Origin of the sequence: Rahnella sp. NRRL B-41462, from assembly GCF_003263525.1 — a bacterium.
In the GTDB taxonomy this organism is placed as follows: Bacteria; Pseudomonadota; Gammaproteobacteria; order Enterobacterales; family Enterobacteriaceae; genus Rahnella; species Rahnella aceris.
The window spans coordinates 30,926-51,579 of sequence record NZ_JYDF01000090.1 but is presented as its reverse complement, the minus strand read 5'-3'; the positions used below and the strand labels follow the sequence as shown (position 1 = coordinate 51,579).

Genomic DNA, 20,654 nt, shown 5'->3' with positions numbered 1-20,654 from the left:
CCCTGCACAAAATTCACCCGCACTGTCTGCTCTGCTGAGATATTGACATCAGCGAGCGAAGCCTGGCAATAATCCACCAGTTCGCCCTCCTCCGGGATTACATACCGACAGGCTTCACCGCGTGCCAGAGCCAGAGCGACATCAATAAATCGCGCGGAATAATCCATTCCAACCACAGAGTCGAAATGACGCGCAAGTTCAAAACTGGCACGTCCCGTAGCACACCCGATATCCAGCGCCCTGCCACGATTAACTGTATTTTCAACTGCAATATCAACCAGTTGAACTGCATAATTCGTTACGTCGAAATGACGCGGACCGTACTGGAAATCAAGATACTGCGCCACCAGCCCGTCAGTTTCATAAGGATTCACTTTCACCACTTCCTGATGGCTGGAAATCACATAGCGGAAACCGGCATGCTGGAAAAAGTGGCGACGAAAAGCATAACGCGAAGATTTTAGCGCTTCATTGCCCGTTGAAATCCAGCTTCCGCCTTTGATCATGGAATGTTTACCATCGAATGTTGGCGTCGAAAAATCATCATATAAAGGATGAACACGAAAGCCGTCAAATCCACTGATCGGCGTAGACGCCCATTGCCAGACATTCCCCACAACATCATAAAAATCACCTTGTTCGAAATGATCAACCGGACAGGATGATGCCCACCATGCGAGGTTGATATTTCCCGGTGCTGTTTCCCAGTCTGGCTGATCACCCTGCACCTGATTACGCAGAATCATCCATTCAGCTTCAGTCGGCAACTGTACTGATTCACCGGTCTGCGCCGCTTTCCAGCGACAGAATGCTGCCGCTTCCAGTTGATTAACTTCAGCAGGCCAGTCCCATGGCATCGGCACTTCTTCCGTCATCAGGCGAAGTTTCAGCCGTTCAGGTTCCCGGGGCGAACCCACCCAGAAAGTGGGCATTTCAGCCCGCGCAAAATCCCGCCAGCCAAGCCCTTCCTCATCCCACCACTGGGCATCGTGATAGCCGTCCGCCTGTATGAAAGTATAAAATTCAGCGTTACTGACCAGCATCTTACTGGCACTAAATGCCTGAATTTTCTGTTGAGATGTGCCGTATTCGTTATCCCAGCCGTAGGTATCATCCTGCTTACCCAACGTGACAATGTCACCTTTCACCGCCAGCATAGTGTTATCAGGTACGCTGTTGCGGTCATGACGGGCGATTCCACACACCGGCCAGTGAGATTGTGGCTTAACCCATTCCACCGGCAACTGACGGATCAATACACTGGATGTTTCCAGATGAATGCGCTCATGTTCAATGCCCATCAGAATCACCCAGGCAGGGCTGTCCCATCCGATGGGTAAACTCAGCGCCATGGTGTCAATAATACCGAGCACTTCTTCACGTACTTTGTCGCGGTATTGACGCAAGTTAACAACAGATGGCCAGTTATAGTTCTGATCGTCGAGATCATCCCAGCTCATTTCATCCACACCGATCGCCAGCATCGCTTCGATGTGTGAATCAACACGTTGAGGAATCAGCCCCGCAGCCATCAGCTTATTAATATAAAAAGTGGCGGTATGACCGAAATAAAAAATCAGCGGGTGGCGAAGCGAAATTGCCTTATTGAAATAGGCTCTTTCATCAGCGAGACAATCAAACAGGCTCTCGTACAGCTCCCAGGTTTGAATGAAATAATCGCGAATTTCCTGACGTTTTTCTTCCGCTGTTCCGGTGCTTAGCAAAATGGTCTGCGTCGGTTCTGGCAACCCGATAGCCTTGTTTTGTGTTGAAAGCATTATTAGTCCTCTGTCTTCTTGCGTTGCCAAATCAATACACAATTGTAGCAGGTCACATCTTTGGCTTATTCCCGGTCTGGTTTTTACCGGCTTTATATTCTCAATCGTCAGACATTAACATAACCTTAAAATCGGGCCTATGCTCGCTATCTCTCCATAAACAACAGCGAAATTTCACGAACATGCAGAGATTCGCCCTCAAAATGATGACGTAAATCGTAGTAATCTGGTGCATCAATGATGCCCTGAATATTGTCAGAAAATGCTTCCAGCGCCTGTTTCATCTGCGGCAGATAATCGTGAGTGTCATAAACACGGTCGATCCCTTCAAGCGAATGATTCATAATTTTGCGCGCAACATCATTCGGCACATTCAGGGAGGATAACTTGGAACGCGCCGTACGGCGTAAATCGCGGGTGGTAAAAGCATCAATCCCCGGCCCCCGTTCCGCGCGTAGCAGGCGGCGTATAACCTGTGTCACCGCACCGCGTGATAACGGTCTTTGTGCATCGAGCGGTGAAGGCACCAGCCAGGGACTGTGTTTCGGACTGGCTGATAGAAGAGCATTGATGCAGGTGATCATTAATGGCGTCAGCGGCAGGCTGTGATCACGGGCCGATTTATTTCGCGTACCCTGTCGCCAGATGCCGATCTGCAAATGAAACTCATCTTTTCTGGCGCGCACCACTTCATCTGGTCGTCGTGCAGTCAGCAGGCACAACCGCAATGCCCAGCGACATTGTTCAGAAATATCCCATAAATCAAGGCTATGCCAGAAAACCCAGATTTCAGCATCGGTTAACGTTCGTTCGCGTGGCGGGGTATTCCGACCGCCGACGTCGCGGCGCTTCATGGTACTTAGTGGCGAATGTGCCAGATATCCCTGGGTTTCTGCCCAGCCAAAAAATTGCTTACAAAGCGCGAATACCCGTTTTGCTTCTGAAACTTTCCCGTCCGCCAGCAGTACATTAAACAAACGGTTCAGTCGTAAACGGGTGATTTTATTCAGAGGCACTTCGCCGATCACTGGCAACACATGTTTCATCAGGGATGAAACAGCAATTTCTGGCCGGCGTCGTGTCAGGATCAATGAAAGCCGGATCCAGATATTGATCACCTGCCCGACCGTTGCATTGCCCTCCTCATCAAAATCATCCAGTTTGGCAAGCGGTGTCATTTTCACATTCTGCAGATAAGCCAAAACATGCTGACCAACATTCCCGGCAGCAAAATCTCCTTCGACTGTTGTTACGGATCCGATCTTACTCATCTGCCCAATTCACCTCAAAAATCACAGGCCGGAGTTATAACAAGCCTGAGGATCTTAGGCAAAAGGTTTATGACTCCAGACCTATTAAGTCTGGAGTCACACAGATCATTAATAACGAAAAATAGAGCGATTATGAAGGGGATTTATGGTGAGCCAGCCGTTGTGTGTTGTTCATAAAAGCAACAGACATAATGATATAACGCATATTTTTTACTCATATCTTCGTTATACGTTATGGATTGGCGAAAAAACCGACGTTTTCACCCGTATGCATTCGCCCTAATAACGGTTGTCGTCATAAATAACGTCATGCTTCCCTAAAGAAAATTTTGCTTATGCCGAAATGTTAATAGTTAAGGATCCTTAATCTCACTTAAACCGCAGTCTGGCCATGGAAATGTCACTATGCGCAATAATCAGCCAATATCACAACGGGAATATCAATACCCTGACGACGCAACATTGATGTCAACGACAGATGCCGAAAGCCGTATTACCTACGCCAACGATGCATTTATAGAAGTTAGCGGTTTTGCCAGTGAAGATATTATCGGGCAGCCTCACAATGTTGTGCGCCATCCCGATATGCCTCCTTCGGCATTCAAAGATATGTGGGCTACATTACAACAGGGTTTCCCCTGGACAGCACTGGTGAAAAACCGCCGCAGCAATGGCGATCATTATTGGGTACGTGCCAACGTCGTACCGATCATTCGTGGCGGTAAAACCAAAGGTTACCTTTCTGTCCGCACCAAACCGACTACTCCAGAGATTAATGCAACCCAGGCGCTTTATGACAAAATGAATCGCGGCGAACTGAACAACCGCCGCTTGCATCGGGGGTTGTTGATCCGTACCGGCATTACCCGCAGTTTTTCTATTTTAAAAACGCTTTCTGTGCGCTGGCGGATCCGCAGCGGTTTGCTGGTTTTACTCGTCCTTAACTCACTCGTCATTTCTGCGCTGACTGCCCTGCCCGTGATACAGATGAATACCGCATTGGCACTCAATGCATTTTTCATTCTGTTGCTGAATTTCTGGATGGAATGGCAGATTACCCGCCCGGTCGAACAGCTTTGCAGTCAGACCTTGCGTGTTGCCAGCGGCGCGAGTCATACGATCACGCCAATGGAGCGGGTCGATGAAATTGGTATGACGTTACGATCTGTTGGCCAGCTCGGATTGATTTGCCGTTGGATGGTGGATGATGTCAACGATCAGGCGCACAAAGTCCGCACGGCCAGTGAGTCACTGGCGAATGGTAATGAAGCCCTGAGTCAACGTACTGAACAAACTGCCGCTAACGTTGGACAAACTGCTGCAGCAATGAATGAGATGAGCACGACAGTTGAAAGCAACACACAGACGGCAGCCGAAGCCGACAAACTTTCACTGATAGCAAGTGCGGCGGCAGAAAAAGGCAGCAATGCTATGCAGGATGTTGTCGGCACTATGCAGGAAATCACCGGCAGTTCACGACAAATTGCCACCATCACCAATGTTATTGATGGCATCGCTTTCCAGACGAACATTCTGGCGCTCAATGCCGCAGTTGAAGCGGCTCGCGCGGGTGAACAAGGCAAAGGCTTCGCCGTGGTTGCCGGAGAAGTGCGCAGCCTGGCGCAACGAAGTGCCAGCGCAGCCAGCGAAATTAAACGCCTGATCGACAGCAGTGTGGAAACGGTAGTGTCGGGATCGAAGCAGGTTGATCAGGCAGGGAAAACGATGGCCGACATCGTCTCTCAGGTGCGAAATGTGACGTCACTCATCGGGCAAATCCGATGCGCCACTGGCGAACAAAATCAGGGATTACTGGATATTGCCAAAGCCATTGAAGAACTGGACCGCATCACACATCAAAATTCCATTCAGGTTCAGGAAGGTGCCAATGCTTCTTCAGGTCTGAAGCAACAGGCCGACCGTCTGGTTGAAGCCGTGGGGGTGTTCCGGTAACGTTATTCAGTAAAATAGAGGCGGCTAATCACCGCATCTATTTCAATAAGCTATGTCATTACAACGATCTGATTACACTGTTGCCAGTCTGAACGCTGATACTGAGCGGGTCAGATGAAGAACCTGTTCTTCCAGCGAGGCCGCTGCGGCAGCCGATTCCTGAACCAGCGCTGCGTTTTGTTGCGTCACGCCATCAATTTCTGTCACCGCCTGTTCAATCTGGCTAATCCCGCGGCTTTGTTCATCAGAGGCTATCGAGATATGTTCCATTAATATATTAATCTGAGTGACAGAGGAAATGATCGCTGAAATGGAATCGCCGGTGCGTGAGACCTCATCCGACCCTTCGCGAATATTCGCCACCGATTCAGAAATCAGACTTTCGATTTCTTTTGCTGCCATGGCGCTGCGCTGCGCCAGACTGCGCACTTCACTGGCCACCACTGCAAATCCACGCCCCTGCTCACCCGCGCGTGCCGCTTCAACAGCGGCATTGAGCGCCAGAATGTTTGTCTGAAAAGCGATACTATTGATCACACCTGTAATATCTTCGATTTTTTTCGAACTGCTGTTAATACGCCCCATCGTACCAATCACGTCCTGAGCGACTTTCTCGCCTGCGCGCGCGTTTTGGACAGCTTCACGTGTCAGACTGCTTGCCCGGGAGACATTTTCGGTATTTTGTTTTACCGTCGCACCAAGTTCTTCCATGCTGGCGGCGGTTTGTGTCAGCGCTGCGGCCTGTTGTTCAGTGCGGGAAGCCAGATCAATATTACCTGCGGAGATTTCCTGCGATGCATGCGCCACGGTATGGCTGGTGTCGCGTACCTGCCTTATAATTCTGGTCAGCGACTGACGCATATGTTCTATCGACTGCATCAACTCTTCAATCTCACTGCGGGATTTGGCCTTCACCGGTACTGGCGTATCGAGATAACCTTCAGCAATCTGACGGCAGTGATCGCGAGAACTCAGCAGCGGTAGCAGAACAAAGCGCTTCATTAACACCAGAACACTGATAATGATGATCAGAAATAACAAACCAAAACCGACCGTCAAACCGATACCAAATTTGAAATGACTTTGTGCAACATTATTAAGATTTTTTGCGTACTGTTCATGGAGGGCCAACACTTTATCCAACACGATTTCATACTGACGATCGAGTTTCACCACCGCAGGGATCCGGGTTTTGAACGCTGCCTGATCACCGGACTTTGCAGCGTCAATCAAGGGCTGGATACCGTTCTGGCGATAGTCCTGGTACGTATTGCGGTATTCATCGGCCAGTTCACTTTCACCAGGCAATTTCGGCACATCAAGATACGTCTGAAACGCCGCATCGGCTTTACCGATGACCTCAGTGACTCCGTCCAGAGCAGATTTTGACTGCTGACCGTCTCCATTTTCAATTTCTTTCATATATTCCATCACGCGAACACGCGAGGTTCGGCTGTGGTTAATTGGGTCGATAATAGAAAGCACCACACGGATTTCCTTGTTCACATCATCCAGTGAATGATTACTCCGGGTGAGCAGCCAAACATTCGAAAGCATACTGGTGAAAAAGAGTGCGAAAAGAATAACAAGAACAAGTAAAGACGACTTTTTAAGCGACATCGGGAGATTCTCAAAATAAAGCGGGAATCTGTTTATCGGCATTCCTGTTCAAATGTTTAATATTTCCAGCGCACTATCTGCAATTTGTGGCACGATGATCGATCGTAGGAGAAATTTCCGAACATGTTTAAAGACGTTTACTGCAGTCAAAACACCTGTGAGTAATCTGAGTGTTTCCCAAAAAAATTATTGCTAACACTTATATTAAAGATATGAATATGACCTCATGCAGGATACTTACCCCCCTGCTTATCGTTATTAATACAACTAACCCCACTAAAAATGAAAAAATTTTCATGGAACTATTTTTGAAAATTAATTGTAAACATTACCACCGTGAATACTATTATTGTTTTTATAGAGAAATGATTATGAATTAAATACGATACTGAGTTAAGTTGAATGGTTTTAATGAAGCAATTTAAAAGAATAGTTAATTTATTTTTTGTCACTTTTCACTTGAATCTGCATACCCTCATAAAATTTTACTTAAGTCACACCCGCATTCTATAAGGCCTGCTGAAAGTTCGGATAAAACTCCTATATATCAATGAACATAAGCGAATGTGTCACGCCGCACCAATAGAAATGTTTTGTTACACCATTTAAATGTCAATGCTGCGTAATATTTACCTAAAATGTCACCACAGGTATTTACCTGCAATATTATTTTCAGAAAAATTCAAAACACACTGCGAAATGTTTCTCATAAATATTTTGAATCGCTTGTGACCCTGAATTATTCCGACGTTTTCCTCGGAAAAGGATGTAGTTTTGGCAGGGTTGCCAATATCATATTTTAAGAATCATTGGCAGCGTTTATCACTCTATAAGTAAGGGATAAGCATGTCTAATAGCTTCCAGAATGAAATTCCGAAAGCGCGCGTTAACATAAAACTTGATCTACACACTGGCGGCGCACAGAAGAAAGTCGAATTACCGTTAAAATTGATGGTAATGGGTGATTACAGTAATGGAAAAGAGAACCGTCCGTTATCTGAACGCGAAAAAGTTAACATTAATAAGAATAACTTTAACAGCGTACTGGCTGAATTCAGCCCTTCACTGAACCTGACTGTGGAAAATACGCTAACAGGTGATCGCAGCGAAGAAAATATCTCTCTCAATTTCAATGAAATGAAAGATTTTGAGCCAGAACAGGTTGCCCGTCAGATCCCCCAACTGCGCGCGATGCTGGCAATGCGTAACTTATTACGTGACCTCAAATCCAATCTGCTCGACAACGTCACCTTCCGTAAAGAGCTCGAAGCCATTCTAAAAGATCCTGCGCTGAGCAATGAACTGCGCACTGAACTTAATGCCCTGGCGCCAAAGGCGTAATTGCCTCCACTTAATGGATTAATGCGAGATAATGCTCATGTCAGTCAACACTGAAAACTCTTCTTCCAGCCAGACAACGGTTCTGGATCGCCCTGAAGCCGGTACGGTATACGCTTCCCTGTTTGATAAAATCAACCTGACGCCTGTGTCCTCACTGGGTGATCTGAACGATTTTCAGGATACGTCTGCGCTGGCAGATGTTACCGCTGATCAGCGTGTCACTGCCGCTGTACAGGTCTTCCTTGAGCGCCTGAAGCTGTCCGGTCAGACGGTTGAACGTCTGGACAAAACCCTGCTCGATCATCATATCGCCGAACTCGACAGCCAGATCAGCCGTCAGTTGGATGTGGTCATGCATCACCCGGAATTTCAGCGTATTGAATCCGGCTGGCGTGGTCTGAAGTTCCTGGTTGATCGTACTGATTTCCGCCAGAACGTAAAAATTGAACTGCTGGATGTGTCTAAAGACAACCTCCGTCAGGACTTCGAAGATTGTCCTGAGATCATCCAGAGCGGCCTGTACCGTCATACCTACATTCAGGAATATGACACACCGGGCGGCGAGCCAATCGGTTCTGTGATTTCCAACTACGAGTTTGACGCGTCGGCGCAAGATGTCGCCCTGCTGCGTAACATTTCTAAAGTATCTGCCGCTGCGCATATGCCATTCGTCGGTGCGGTCGGCCCTAAATTCTTCCTGAAAGATTCCATGGAAGAAGTGGCGGCGATTAAAGATATCGGCAACTACTTTGACCGTGCGGAATACATCAAGTGGAAATCCTTCCGCGATTCTGACGATTCCCGCTATATCGGTCTGACCATGCCGCGCGTACTCGGTCGCCTGCCGTATGGTCCGGATACCGTTCCTGTTCGCAGCTTCAACTACGTTGAAGAAGTGAAAGGTCCGGATCACGAGAAATATCTTTGGACAAACGCGGCGTTCGCCTTTGCGGCCAACATGGTGAAAAGCTTCATCAAAAATGGCTGGTGTGTGCAAATCCGTGGCCCACAGGCGGGCGGTGCAGTGACTGATCTGCCGATCCATCTGTACGATCTCGGCACCGGCAATCAGGTGAAAATCCCGTCAGAAGTGATGATCCCGGAAACCCGCGAATTTGAATTTGCCAATCTGGGCTTTATCCCGCTGTCTTACTACAAAAACCGCGATTACTCCTGCTTTTTCTCCGCAAACTCTGCGCAGAAACCGGCGCTGTACGATACTGCCAATGCCACCGCAAACAGCCGCATCAATGCGCGCCTGCCGTACATCTTCCTGCTTTCACGCATCGCACACTACCTGAAGCTGATTCAGCGGGAAAATATCGGCACCACCAAAGACCGTCGTCTGCTGGAACTGGAGCTGAACACCTGGATCCGCACGCTGGTAACCGAAATGACCGACCCGGGCGATGACCTGCAGGCCTCTCACCCGCTGCGTGATGCCAAAGTGACCGTAGAAGATATCGAAGACAACCCGGGCTTCTTCCGCGTGAAACTGTACGCCGTACCGCACTTCCAGGTGGAAGGTATGGACGTGAATCTGTCTCTGGTTTCTCAGATGCCTAAAGCTAAGGCATAAGCGGAGAAACGATGAAAATTTATCGCCCATTATGGAGCGACGGGGCCTTTTTGGCCCCGCAACAGTTCCAGCAACAAGCCCGTTGGGATGCTTTTGTGTCTGACAGAGTTGCTCATATGGCTCTGGCAAATCCCTGGGGAGTGATTGATGCAACATTCGACATCGGCTCATTAGCCCTTTCCAGGTTGAATGCTTTACGCCTGAAGGTTCGTTTTCCTGATGGGACGCTGATTGATACCGAGCTGGCGGATAATTTGCCTCCAGCTTGCGATTTATCTGCAATTTCTGACCGGGACAGCGTTGATGTCGTGCTGGCATTACCTCTGCTTTCAGCCAATGGCGGCAATCTGGATGACGGTCAGGACAGTGAACGTCCACGTCGTTGGCAGCAGGAATGGGTCACCGTGCAGGAGTTATCAGGGCATGAACGGACAGAACTGGCTATTCAGCGTTATGCGATAACGCTCCGTTTTGCCCATCAGGAAAACAGCGCGTATCTGACCTGCCCTGTTGTACGTCTTGTGCGTAATGCACAAGGCCAATGGACACCGGATGCAGAGTTCATTCCGCCAATGCTCTCGTTGTCGTCCTCTCCGGCAGTCCTGACGGAACTCGGTGATTTAATTCACCGCCTTCAGGCCCGCCGTCGACGCCTGATGGCGATGCGCCGCGAAAGCAATGAGCGAATGGCCGACTTTGCAGTAGCCGACGTATCGTTGTTCTGGTTACTGAACGCACTGAACAGTGCCGAACCTGTGCTGATGGAGCTTTATCAGTCCCCTGCCCGCCATCCTGAACTGTTCTATCGTGAACTGGTGCGTCTGGCGGGCAGTCTGCTGACGTTTTCCCTCGAGCATAAGGCAGAAGATATTCCTCTGTATCAGCATAATGCGCCGGAAAACGTTTTCCCTCCGCTGTTTACCCTGCTGGATGCCCTGCTCGAAGCCAGTCTGCCATCACGTATGGTCGCGATTGAACTGACGCATGAAGGCCAGTTCTGGACCGGATCGCTGCATGATTCCCGTCTGCGCGACGGCGCTGATTTCTATCTTTCCGTGCGCTCATCCATTCCAAACCACCTGCTGCAAACTCAGTTCCCGCTGCTCTGCAAAGCAGGGAGTTTTGAGGATGTTTCTGACGTGGTCAACGTGGCATTGAATGGTGTCGTAATGAAGGCGCTGTCTCATGTACCGGCCGCTATCCCGTTGCGCCTTGAAAACCAATATTTTGCATTGGACCTGAACAGTGCTGCCGCCCAGGCAATGCTGGATGCTGGAAACTGCGCTTTCTATACCCCAGGTTCACTGGGTGAAATCAAACTTGAACTATTTGCGGTGTTGCGCTCATGAGCAAGATAAATGGATCAATTGTTGATGAAGTTTTTTATCCCTGCTGGTTGATGGTCAGCCAGTTGCGTAACGGCCAGAAAATCGAAGATGGTGAGGCTCTTTACCGCCGCGCCTGCGACTGGATTGATGGCGCGAGAGAATCCTTATCACGCGCAGGATTCAGCGAATCTAGTTGCGACCACATGCTTTATACGCAATGTGCCTTATTAGATGAAAGTGTACTTAACCGCCAGGAACCCGATAGCGGAAACACCAAATGGCTTAAAGACCCACTTCAGGCACGCTACTTCAATACTCTGAATGCCGGGGAAGAGTTATGGGAACGTATTCGCAATGTGCTCCATGAACCTGCTCCTGATATTGCGGTGCTCACCTGCTTTTACCGTGCGCTGACGTTGGGTTTCTCTGGCCGTTATCGCGAACAAGGGGATGAGCGCAGAGAAGATGTGGTTCGCAAGCTAAATCAGTTAGTGCCGCCTTTCGCCTCGGCTCAGGAAATGCCCATTGTTTCACGTTCGCTGCGATTGCGCTCCGGACGCAGAACCTACTGGCTTTCGTGGGTAGCGGGCACCGTGATTCTGATTGCGCTCTGGTTTGTGCTGAACACGCAACTGACACACATGGTTTCTCAGCTAACAGGGAACCACTGACGGATGCGCGGATTAACACAGCTAATACTGCTGCTTCTGGCGACCTGTTTGTCCTTATGGCTGATTCTCGGCTTCTGGCCGCTCGGCACAGGAAGCCGTATGGCACTGAGCATGCTGGTGGTCATCATTAGTGGTGCTACGGGCTATATTCAGTGGCGTAAAAATCACCGTAATGAAATTGCACATGCACATATTTCGGACGCTGTTCTTCCGCCTGAGGATTTTCAGGGCGCTGTTGTGCTGGTTTGTGGCGACAGTGCTCCGCTGTTCTCCGACTCGGTCCCTTTCCGTGAAACAGGTCAGGGCTGGTATCTGCCAGTCACTTTTCCAGAGCACTTGCCTTTGTTGGCACAGCATCTCGCGGCAGAACGCCCGGCGCTAACCGCCCAGATCTCCATTCTTCTGGCCATAGTCCCCGAGCAACATCAGGATAAGGACGACTTCGCACAAAAACTCCATGTCTGGCACCGTGCCATTGTGCAATGCAAAAACTGGCTGGCTGGAATTCCCCCCGTCTGGGTCAGCACCTGGCTATCTCCGCCTGTGGTAACAGACACCCTGGCTGAGCGGTGGTTTACCATCATTCCGGGAAATAAAAACGTTCAGGTTCATGAAGCAGGGGCAGGCGTCATACCGCTGATGGATTGGAGCCAGCAACTGGATATCAGAAACACTCAGGAAAGGTTGAGCACGGTCTTCTGGATAGAAAGCCTGCTGCCCTGGCTTGAAACTCACGTCAGCAGCATTCTGACGCGTCAGCAAAGCGATGTCCCCTCGCTGACCCCTTGCGCATGGGGTGCTTGTTTTACGCCCGTCGCCGGGAGTCTGGACAATCTGTGGCAAGCGCACATAGGTGACGTGACTACGCTAACCCCCGGCGTTGTCCATTCACAAGAATGCCTGCCATTGCCGGAGGTGTTGCTGCCCTATCTGCCGCAACGTCATGGCGTTTCCCGGCTGATGCAAGCCTGTCAGTTGGCAGGGCTGCTATGTGGTGTTTTCCTGCTCTTCGCCCTGCTGGCGTCTTTTGTAAATAACCAGCGTCTGGTGCAAAGCGTGGGTGACCATCTCGCCCTGTATAACCGTCTCACCGGCACACCCTCCTCGCCAAAGCTCATTGCTCAGCAACAATTACGCACCGACGCCGGTTTGCTGGATGGTTGGCTGCGCAGCGGAGCACCAATGCGTATGTCATTGGGCTTATATCAGGGGATGCGGTTGGTCGCACCACTGGAGACCGCCATCAATAGCTGGACTCCCCCCCCTCCGCCTCCGCCGGTGATCAATCAAATTGTTCAGGGGCCGAAAACGATCCGGCTAGATTCCCTGTCACTTTTTGACGTGGGTAAATCCGAACTTAAAACAAGCTCCACCAAAGTGCTGATCAACGCGCTGGTTGGGATCAAAGCCAAACCGGGCTGGCTGATAGTGGTAGCGGGTCACACTGATGACACAGGTGATGATAAATCCAATCAAATGTTATCACTCAGACGTGCAGAGTCAGTACGCAACTGGATGCGTGATACCGGCGACGTGTCCGAAAGCTGCTTTGCCGTACAGGGCTACGGCGCAACACGCCCTGTTGCAACAAACGATACCCCGGAAGGCCGTGCGGCTAACCGTCGTGTCGAAATCAGTCTGGTGCCACAGGCAGATGCCTGCAAAGCATCAGCAACCCCAAGTTCATCAAATGATTGATGAATGTTTACCTTAGAAATGGAGAACTACCCATGGCAATTCCTGTTTATCTGTGGCTGAAAGACGACGGCGGTGCGGACATTAAAGGCTCCGTAGACGTTAAAGATCGCGAAGGCAGCATCGAAGTGGTTGCACAGGATCACAACCTGTATATCCCGACCGATAACAACACCGGCAAACTGACGGGTACTCGTATTCACACCCCGTTCCTGTTTACCAAAGAAATCGATTCCTCCAGCCCGTACCTGTACAAAGCGGTGACCACTGGCCAGACCCTGAAATCTGCTGAGTTCAAATGGTATCGCATCAATGACGCGGGCCAGGAAGTGGAGTATTTCAACACTAAACTGGAAAACGTCAAGCTGGTAAAAGTCGCGCCAAAAATGCACGACATCAAAGATCCGGCTAAAGAGAAACACAACCACCTCGAAGCTATCGAGTTGCGTTACGAAAAAATCACCTGGACCTACAAAGACGGCAACATCATTCATTCCGATTCCTGGAACGAACGTACTACCGCGTAACACCCCACAGCAGACGGTTCGCCGTCTGCTGTTTTTGTTTCCTGAGCCGCTGCCTGGCGGTTGAGCAAACAAAAACACAACCGGACATCGACCTTATGGGCCTGGGTTTCCTGCAACGGAAAAGGCTAAGGGCGGTAGCGTACCTAAAAAAGGAATTTAGCATGGAACATCAGTCAGCTGTCTTACTTCGCCGCTTAAATCCGTACTGCGCGAAAGCGCTGGAAGCCGCCGCGACGCTCTGCCAGACCCGCGCCCACAATGAAATTACCGTTGAGCACTGGCTGCTCAAACTGCTGGAACTGGGCGAAGGCGACATCACCGTGCTGGCCCGACGCTACGAATGGGATATGGATGCGCTGTGGCAAAGCCTGCTGGCACATCTGGATGCCCTGCCGCGTTCCGTGCATTCGCGTCCTCAACTTTCTCAGGATTTGCAATCGCTGATGAAAGCGGGCTGGCTGGCGGCATCACTGCAGGATGACAACCAGAGCATCCGCAGTGTCAATTTGCTGGAGGCGCTGATGGCGCAACCGCGCCTGTTGCGCTGCGAAGGTTTATGGCCGCTGTTCAGCCTGAGCGAAGAACATATCCGTCGCCTCAAGCCCGTGCTGGATGCCTTGTCCGAAGAGCGCCCGGAGTTGCAACAACAGGAAAGCCTTAGCCGCACACCTTCCGCGCTTTCTGAAAACTCAGCGACACAAAAAGCAGAGTCTGGTGTTACCGGCCAGTCGTTAAGCGAAGCGCTGCAGGCCGCGCTGGATAAATTCACGCTGGATGTCACGGCAAAAGCCAAAGCGGGTCAGATTGATCCGGTGTTTGGCCGCGACAATGAAATCCGTCAGATGGTGTATATTCTCTCCCGTCGCCGCAAAAATAACCCGATTCTGGTCGGTGAACCGGGCGTCGGTAAAACAGCGCTGGTGGAAGGTTTGGCATTACGTATTGCGGAAGGCAATGTGCCCGACAGCCTGAAAACCGTCAGCCTGCGCACGCTGGATTTGGGTCTGTTGCAGGCCGGTGCCGGTGTGAAAGGCGAGTTTGAGCAACGCCTGAAAAACGTCATCGACGCCGTACAAAAATCACCCACGCCGGTTCTGCTGTTTATCGATGAAGCACACACTATTATTGGCGCAGGCAATCAGGCCGGTAGCGCAGATGCTGCTAACCTGCTCAAACCTGCGCTCGCCCGTGGCGAACTGCGCACGATTGCTGCTACCACATGGTCTGAGTACAAACAGTATTTTGAGCGCGATGCCGCCCTTGAGCGCCGCTTCCAGATTGTCAAAGTCGATGAGCCGGACGATGAAATGGCCTGCCTGATGCTGCGTGGCCTGAAGTCCCGCTACGCACAGCACCACGGTGTTCACATCACCGACGAAGCCGTCAAAGCCGCCGTCAGCCTTTCCCGCCGCTACATCACCGGCCGCCAGCTGCCGGACAAAGCCGTCGATTTGCTCGATACCGCGTCCGCCCGTGTACGCATGAGCCTCGATACCCTGCCGGAAGAGCTGACCCGCTTTAAGGCGCAGATAGCTGCACTGGGAATGGAGGAGCAGGCATTGCTGGAAGATATCGCGCTCGGCAGTCAGACCCACGGTGAACGTCTGGAAAAAATCGGTGAGCTGGACCGCGAACTCAATGCCCAGCTTTCCGCTCTCGAAGCGCAGTACGAAGTCGAAAAAGCCCTGACGCATAAGCTGCTGGAAATCCGTCAGGACATCAGCCGTCAGGAAGATATTCACGCGCTGCAGCAAGAACTGGCCCAGTTGCAGGGCAGCGCCCCGCTGCTGTCTCTTGACGTGGACGTCCGCACCGTTGCGACAGTCATTGCCGACTGGACCGGCGTGCCGCTGACCAGCCTGCTGAAAGATGAGCAGACCGATTTACTGCAACTGGAAAATCACCTGAACAAACGGGTCGTCGGACAGGATCATGCCCTGACCGACATGGCACAACGTCTGCGCGCCGCCAAAACCGGTCTGACGTCCGAGAACGGCCCGCTGGGCGTATTCCTGCTGGTCGGTCCGAGCGGCGTGGGTAAAACGGAGACTGCACTTTCCCTTGCTGACTGCCTGTTCGGCGGCGAAAAATCCCTTATCACCATTAACCTCAGCGAATACCAGGAAGCGCATACCGTATCCCAGCTGAAAGGCTCACCTCCGGGCTACGTCGGTTATGGTCAGGGCGGTATTCTCACCGAAGCCGTGCGTAAACGTCCGTACAGCGTCGTCCTGCTCGATGAAGTGGAAAAAGCCCACCGTGATGTCATCAACCTGTTCTATCAGGTGTTCGACCGCGGCTTTATGCGCGACGGCGAAGGACGTGAAATCGACTTCCGCAATACCGTGATCCTGATGACCGCCAATCTCGGCAGCGACCACCTGATGCAACTGCTGGATGAACAGCCGGAAACCACTGACAGCGATTTACAGGAACTGCTGCGCCCGATCCTGCGCGATCATTTCCAGCCCGCCCTGCTCGCCCGCTTCCAGACACTGATTTATCGTCCGCTGAACGCCGTCGCACTGCGCACTATCGTTGAGATGAAACTGGCACAAGTCGCGAAACGTCTGAACAAGCACTATGGCCTGACCTGCTCCATCGAAGAAAGTCTGTACGACACGCTGGTCGCTGCCTGCCTGCTGCCGGATACCGGTGCGCGCAACATCGACAGCCTGCTCAATCAGCAAATCCTGCCGGTACTGAGCCAGCAACTGTTGCAACGCATGGCAGCGCAACAACGCACCACGGCGCTGGCACTGGGCTGGGATGAGGACGAAGGGATCACGCTGGAATTTGACGATGCTGCCGCAGAATAAAGATCGGTAATGGAGCGCCGGGTAATCCGGCGTAAAATAGTTTCCAGATTCTCAATGGGGAAAATCATTATGGAAGGTGCAAAAGAGATTGCACGCGACATGCTTGATGCTATCAATGTAGATAGCGATGGATTTTGGGGTGCTGTTGGAAAAGATTTTACTTCGCTGCCCGTAACTTTTGTTATTTAGGCATTATGAACATAATAAGAATTGTAGTCACTTTTATTTATAAAATTGCCGGCGCGATAGGTTCAACAATGGTTATTTCCGGAGCGATTCTTTGTGCATGATTTTTCTTTATTTCCGATGGCGAATATAGTTTTTCTGGGGTGAATGTTCTATTTTATTAATTACCATTGGATATTTAATCTACTGATATGCATTCCCCAACCTTCACCAAAGGTGGGATAATTACTACTAACCACACATGAAAAACTCATGTTTTATTGAATCCCAAGACAATCATAAAAATAGTCATTAAATTAGATTACCGTTAATACATGAGTAACACTTTTGAATCGAGTGAAAGTGAATATAAAAAACTTCTTCCTCATAATTATTCCCCGACTCGTTACGGGAATTGGCATGACGCTAGGTTTAGTAAGTACATACGATTTTAATTTCTATTAAGGAGATACCTATGTCGGAAGGAGAGGGAAAGCTTAGGATAATGACACCAGGAGAAATCGCATTAGCTCAGAGCTTATACAGCAACCAAATAAATTACTCAAGCGTTTGGATCCATTGTGACAGCTATCTTCCTTTCGGTTTACAGTCAAAAAACGTGGCGATGACACCAAATGGTGAAATCTATTTTCGCGAAGGTTATTACTTACCTGATTTTTCAGCCAAAAATGTAAGTATAGACAGCAAACATGTTTATCTTCATGAATTATGTCATGTCTGGCAGTACCAACATGGCATGATGGTTAAGATATGTGGATTATTCAGTTGGGCTGCCGATTATCATTATAATTTGGTTAAACACCGGCTTTCAGACTACTCAATGGAGCAACAAGCATCCATCGTATCAGACTACTTTATCCTTCGGGAATTCGGATACAGCGTCTGGCAAGATCTCTGGGGGAACAATTTCATAAATAAAGATAGTTATTATGCAGAAGGTGACCTTTTACGTATGTATGAAAATATATTAGGTTCTTTCCCCTCCCCGGAGGCTTTATGAAAAAAATAATTATCATCTGTGTTTTTTTACTAACTGGGTGTTTGGGTGACAAAATCCCCTGGGATCCTGCTGAGGTTAGACAATCCGGGCAAGAAGTCTGCTTGCTTGCCCCTGGAATAAACAGTGATTTTATTTACGAGAAGATGAAAATACAAAAATCAGGCGAGAAAGTAGAATTCAAGGCCAACATTCCTGGTCAACAACATGCAAAAAATAGATGCCTACCCTTGATGGGATATAAATTCATTAGTGGCATTGAATATAATGTCAGTTTCTCCGTTGTGAAAATTAACGCTGGGGAAAGAAAAGTATACGCAGCCAGATTAATTTATAAATATTAACTATTTAAAGGAATGCATATTACCGGAGCTCATCTTTCTGCTTCCGGATAAATACAGTGCAGGAGGAAGAACAATGAATATTACCGACACATTATCCGATGCAAAAAAAACCGTTTCCATAAGTCTCAATCGTTACCATCTTGATGTTCAGGGTTGCGAAGCATGCCTGGATGTTGAGTCTTTTTCTGGTCAAGAATTCGTAAGCTCAGGATATCGCTATAAAATAGACTTTACTAGTACCAACCAGGACATTAGCCAGCAAGCAATGCTTAACCGCAGCACTACATTGATAATGCAAACAGCGGGTGCACTGATGCCAGGTCTGTCGGCAGCCCAAGTTCAAAAAGTAGTCCACGGGGTAGTAACAAATTTCACTCGAGTGTCAGGTTCCGCTGATGAAGCACATTATCAAATAACTGTTGAACCTTTTTTTGCATTATTAGATAAGCAAAAACGCACTCATCGCTTTTTTCTCAATAAATCAATTCCAGAAGTCATAGAGCAAATATTATGTGAGCACAATTTTAAAGGCTGGGAATTTGAGTTCAAGCTAAAGCAGAGTTATCCGATACGTGAACAAATCAACCAAATCGGAGAAAGCGACAGAGATTTTATCGAGCGCCTGATGTCTGAAGTAGGAATTTTCTATACTTTTGCATTACAACAAGACACACAGACCGAAGTACTTATTCTGGGAGATAAGCAAAGCTGTTATGTGTTTGGTAAAACACTTCCGCTGGGTAATCCGGCAGGAATGAACGATAACGGCGTCGAGTCTGTTTGGGGGCTGTCCCAGCGACATCAAGTAGTTGAATCCTCAGTGCAAGCTAAAGATTACAACCACCGTGAGGCTCAACTTTCTCTGCTTTCTTCTCGAGCGGATATGACCAGAGGAGATGGGGATGGAATAACGTATGGCGACGTGTACCAGTACCAGCCCCGTCACTTAACACGTGGAGATGCAACGACGCCAGCACCAGAAAGTGGTAATTTCTGGGCACGCCTTGAACATGAAAGATTTTTGGCTGCACAAACTCAATTACAGGGGAGCAGTACAGATGCTTCACTGCGTTTGTTAGAGGTTCTGACTGTGATGGATAGCGATATTCCATCTTCACTTCCTTCTGTATGGCAAACACCGGTCGTCATCACTGGATTACGGTTTTGGGCCAGTCGCTCTACGCCACTGCATGTAGGGTTTAGCGCAGTCCCTTACAGCGAAACCCTGTGCTGGCGCCCTGCTCTTAAGCCGCGCCCAAAAGTCAGCGGCACGATGATGGCACGCGTCACCAGCGCGAAAACCAACGATATCTACGCCTGGCAGGATGCGTCCGGTTTATACCGTGTTAAATTCGATGCCGATCAGGATGATAAAGCACAGGGCCAGGAAAGCATGCCTGTCCGCCTCGCCAAACCTTACGGTGGCGATGTGTATGGTATTCACTTCCCGCTGATCCAGGGCACCGAAGTGGCGATCGCGTTTCATGACGGTGACCCCGACCGCCCTTATATCGCCCATGCCCTGCACGATTCACGCCACACCGACCATGTGACAGAAGCCAATAATACCCGCAACGTTATCCGTACCCCTGCAAATAACAAGCTGCGTATGGAAGATAAACGCGGCGAAGAGCATATAAAACTCAGTACGGAATACGGCGGCAAAACCCAGCTGAACCTTGGGCATAACGTCGATGCAAACAAAACACAACGCGGTGAAGGGTTTGAGCTGAGAACCGATAAATGGGGGGCGATACGCGGCGGGAAGGGTTTATTTATTAGTGCTGATACGCAGCCGGGAGCCAGCGGTCAAATGCTGGAAATGGACGATGCGATAGCCCAGCTTGAGCAGGCGCTCACACTAGCCCGGAGCATGTCGAAAGCAGCACAAACAGCAAAGGCAACGCCAGGTGATACAGATTTCCAGCAGGCACTGAATAAGTCGCTCAGCAAGATGAAAGCTCCGGGTATTGTCATATCAGCCCCAGACGGCATTGGCCTCGTAAGTCCAAAAGCCATACGTGTGGCATCGGGCAATGAAAGCATTGCCGTGGTGTCGGGCGGAAACACGGATATAAGCAGCGGTAAGTCCTTCACAGTTTCAGCCCGGGATACCGTAAGCCTATTTGCGCAGAGTACAGGAATGCAGTTTTTTGCCGGTAATGGCAAAGTCGATATTCGGGCACTGGCGGATGAACTCGCTGCATCAGCTCAAAAAGATGTGACTATCACCAGCACGGAAGGAAAAGTGACGGTGAATGCCAGCCAGGAATTGATACTTAACTGCGCAGGGGCCTACATCAAGATTAGCGGTGGTAATATCGAGCTGGGTGCGCCGGGTAATATTCTTTTGAAAGCCGCTAATGTACAGAAAATGGGCTCCTCAAGTCTCGACTCTCCTAAGCTTGAATTCCCAAAAGGTTATAGCGGAGGATTTACTCTTAAAGGGGTCCGCTTGGAAAACGGAAAATATCCTACGCTAAGGCCATTTCTTAAGCACACATGACAGGCAGCTCTGAGCGAGAGGCGGACGTTATATCAGATC

General features: G+C 49.6%; 14 protein-coding genes. 11 read left to right on the top strand and 3 right to left on the bottom strand.

Annotated features, from left to right (window positions below; translation table 11 throughout):
- Together ovoA and UC14_RS20170 are read right to left on the bottom strand one after the other, a co-directional pair.
- On the bottom strand, positions 1-1,778 hold a 1,778-nt coding region (gene ovoA / locus UC14_RS20175; protein ID WP_112198303.1), incomplete at its 3' end, for a 5-histidylcysteine sulfoxide synthase.
- Positions 1,779-1,924: 146 nt separating this feature from the next.
- A complete protein-coding gene (locus UC14_RS20170; RefSeq protein ID WP_112198302.1) occupies positions 1,925-3,049 on the bottom strand; it encodes a site-specific integrase in 1,125 nt (374 codons plus the stop codon).
- A 405-nt stretch (positions 3,050-3,454) separates the two neighbouring features.
- Here UC14_RS20170 and UC14_RS20165 point away from each other — a divergent pair, with 405 nt between their 5' ends.
- Positions 3,455-5,002, top strand: a complete 1,548-nt coding sequence (locus UC14_RS20165; protein ID WP_112198301.1) for a methyl-accepting chemotaxis protein — start codon at positions 3,455-3,457, stop codon at positions 5,000-5,002.
- A 72-nt stretch (positions 5,003-5,074) separates the two neighbouring features.
- Here the strand turns inward: UC14_RS20165 and UC14_RS20160 are convergent, their stop codons facing one another.
- Entirely contained in the window at positions 5,075-6,622 is a 1,548-nt protein-coding gene (locus UC14_RS20160; RefSeq protein ID WP_112198300.1) for a methyl-accepting chemotaxis protein, read from the bottom strand.
- Positions 6,623-7,468: 846 nt separating this feature from the next.
- Between UC14_RS20160 and tssB the strand changes: the two genes are divergently transcribed.
- From tssB to UC14_RS20105, 10 genes are all read left to right on the top strand, one after another.
- On the top strand, positions 7,469-7,963 hold the full coding sequence (tssB, locus tag UC14_RS20155; protein WP_013577825.1) for a type VI secretion system contractile sheath small subunit: 495 nt from the start codon (positions 7,469-7,471) through the stop codon (positions 7,961-7,963).
- A gap of 31 nt (positions 7,964-7,994) precedes the next feature.
- Positions 7,995-9,542 carry a type VI secretion system contractile sheath large subunit gene (tssC, locus tag UC14_RS20150; RefSeq protein WP_112198299.1) on the top strand — a complete coding sequence of 516 codons (1,548 nt, stop codon included), beginning with the start codon at positions 7,995-7,997 and terminating at the stop codon, positions 9,540-9,542.
- Positions 9,543-9,553: 11 nt separating this feature from the next.
- Positions 9,554-10,891, top strand: a complete 1,338-nt coding sequence (tssK, locus tag UC14_RS20145; protein WP_037033058.1) for a type VI secretion system baseplate subunit TssK — start codon at positions 9,554-9,556, stop codon at positions 10,889-10,891.
- On the top strand, positions 10,888-11,541 hold the full coding sequence (tssL, locus tag UC14_RS20140; protein WP_112198298.1) for a type VI secretion system protein TssL, short form: 654 nt from the start codon (positions 10,888-10,890) through the stop codon (positions 11,539-11,541). The genes tssK and tssL overlap by 4 nt, the downstream gene beginning before the upstream one ends.
- A 3-nt stretch (positions 11,542-11,544) precedes the next feature.
- The gene (locus UC14_RS20135; RefSeq protein ID WP_112198297.1) at positions 11,545-13,239 is read left to right on the top strand and encodes an OmpA family protein; all 1,695 of its coding nucleotides are present in this window, start codon (positions 11,545-11,547) and stop codon (positions 13,237-13,239) included.
- A 32-nt stretch (positions 13,240-13,271) separates the two neighbouring features.
- Positions 13,272-13,763 carry a type VI secretion system effector Hcp gene (gene hcp, locus UC14_RS20130; RefSeq protein WP_013577830.1) on the top strand — a complete coding sequence of 164 codons (492 nt, stop codon included), beginning with the start codon at positions 13,272-13,274 and terminating at the stop codon, positions 13,761-13,763.
- A 161-nt stretch (positions 13,764-13,924) separates the two neighbouring features.
- Positions 13,925-16,582: a type VI secretion system ATPase TssH gene (gene tssH, locus UC14_RS20125; protein WP_112198296.1), complete on the top strand. Its 2,658-nt coding sequence runs from the start codon at positions 13,925-13,927 to the stop codon at positions 16,580-16,582.
- A gap of 640 nt (positions 16,583-17,222) precedes the next feature.
- Positions 17,223-17,768: a hypothetical protein gene (locus UC14_RS20115; protein ID WP_037033061.1), complete on the top strand. Its 546-nt coding sequence runs from the start codon at positions 17,223-17,225 to the stop codon at positions 17,766-17,768.
- Positions 17,765-18,109, top strand: a complete 345-nt coding sequence (locus UC14_RS20110; RefSeq protein ID WP_037033062.1) for a putative T6SS immunity periplasmic lipoprotein — start codon at positions 17,765-17,767, stop codon at positions 18,107-18,109. The genes UC14_RS20115 and UC14_RS20110 overlap by 4 nt, the downstream gene beginning before the upstream one ends.
- 73 nt (positions 18,110-18,182) lie before the next feature.
- Complete coding sequence (locus UC14_RS20105; RefSeq protein WP_112198294.1) at positions 18,183-20,615, top strand: type VI secretion system Vgr family protein; 2,433 nt, start codon at positions 18,183-18,185, stop codon at positions 20,613-20,615.
- The last annotated feature ends 39 nt before the right edge of the window (positions 20,616-20,654 follow it).

Bases quoted from the DNA above. Each gene is read 5' to 3' on its own strand.
- UC14_RS20110 (WP_037033062.1), top strand. From the start codon at position 17,765: ATGAAAAAAATAATTATCATCTGTGTTTTTTTACTAACTGGGTGTTTG.
- UC14_RS20165 (WP_112198301.1), top strand. From the start codon at position 3,455: ATGCGCAATAATCAGCCAATATCACAACGGGAATATCAATACCCTGAC.
- UC14_RS20115 (WP_037033061.1), top strand. From the start codon at position 17,223: ATGTCGGAAGGAGAGGGAAAGCTTAGGATAATGACACCAGGAGAAATC.
- tssL (WP_112198298.1), top strand. From the start codon at position 10,888: ATGAGCAAGATAAATGGATCAATTGTTGATGAAGTTTTTTATCCCTGC.
- tssH (WP_112198296.1), top strand. From the start codon at position 13,925: ATGGAACATCAGTCAGCTGTCTTACTTCGCCGCTTAAATCCGTACTGC.
- UC14_RS20170 (WP_112198302.1), bottom strand. From the start codon at position 3,049: ATGAGTAAGATCGGATCCGTAACAACAGTCGAAGGAGATTTTGCTGCC.
- tssC (WP_112198299.1), top strand. From the start codon at position 7,995: ATGCTCATGTCAGTCAACACTGAAAACTCTTCTTCCAGCCAGACAACG.
- UC14_RS20105 (WP_112198294.1), top strand. From the start codon at position 18,183: ATGAATATTACCGACACATTATCCGATGCAAAAAAAACCGTTTCCATA.
- UC14_RS20135 (WP_112198297.1), top strand. From the start codon at position 11,545: ATGCGCGGATTAACACAGCTAATACTGCTGCTTCTGGCGACCTGTTTG.
- hcp (WP_013577830.1), top strand. From the start codon at position 13,272: ATGGCAATTCCTGTTTATCTGTGGCTGAAAGACGACGGCGGTGCGGAC.
- UC14_RS20160 (WP_112198300.1), bottom strand. From the start codon at position 6,622: ATGTCGCTTAAAAAGTCGTCTTTACTTGTTCTTGTTATTCTTTTCGCA.
- tssB (WP_013577825.1), top strand. From the start codon at position 7,469: ATGTCTAATAGCTTCCAGAATGAAATTCCGAAAGCGCGCGTTAACATA.
- tssK (WP_037033058.1), top strand. From the start codon at position 9,554: ATGAAAATTTATCGCCCATTATGGAGCGACGGGGCCTTTTTGGCCCCG.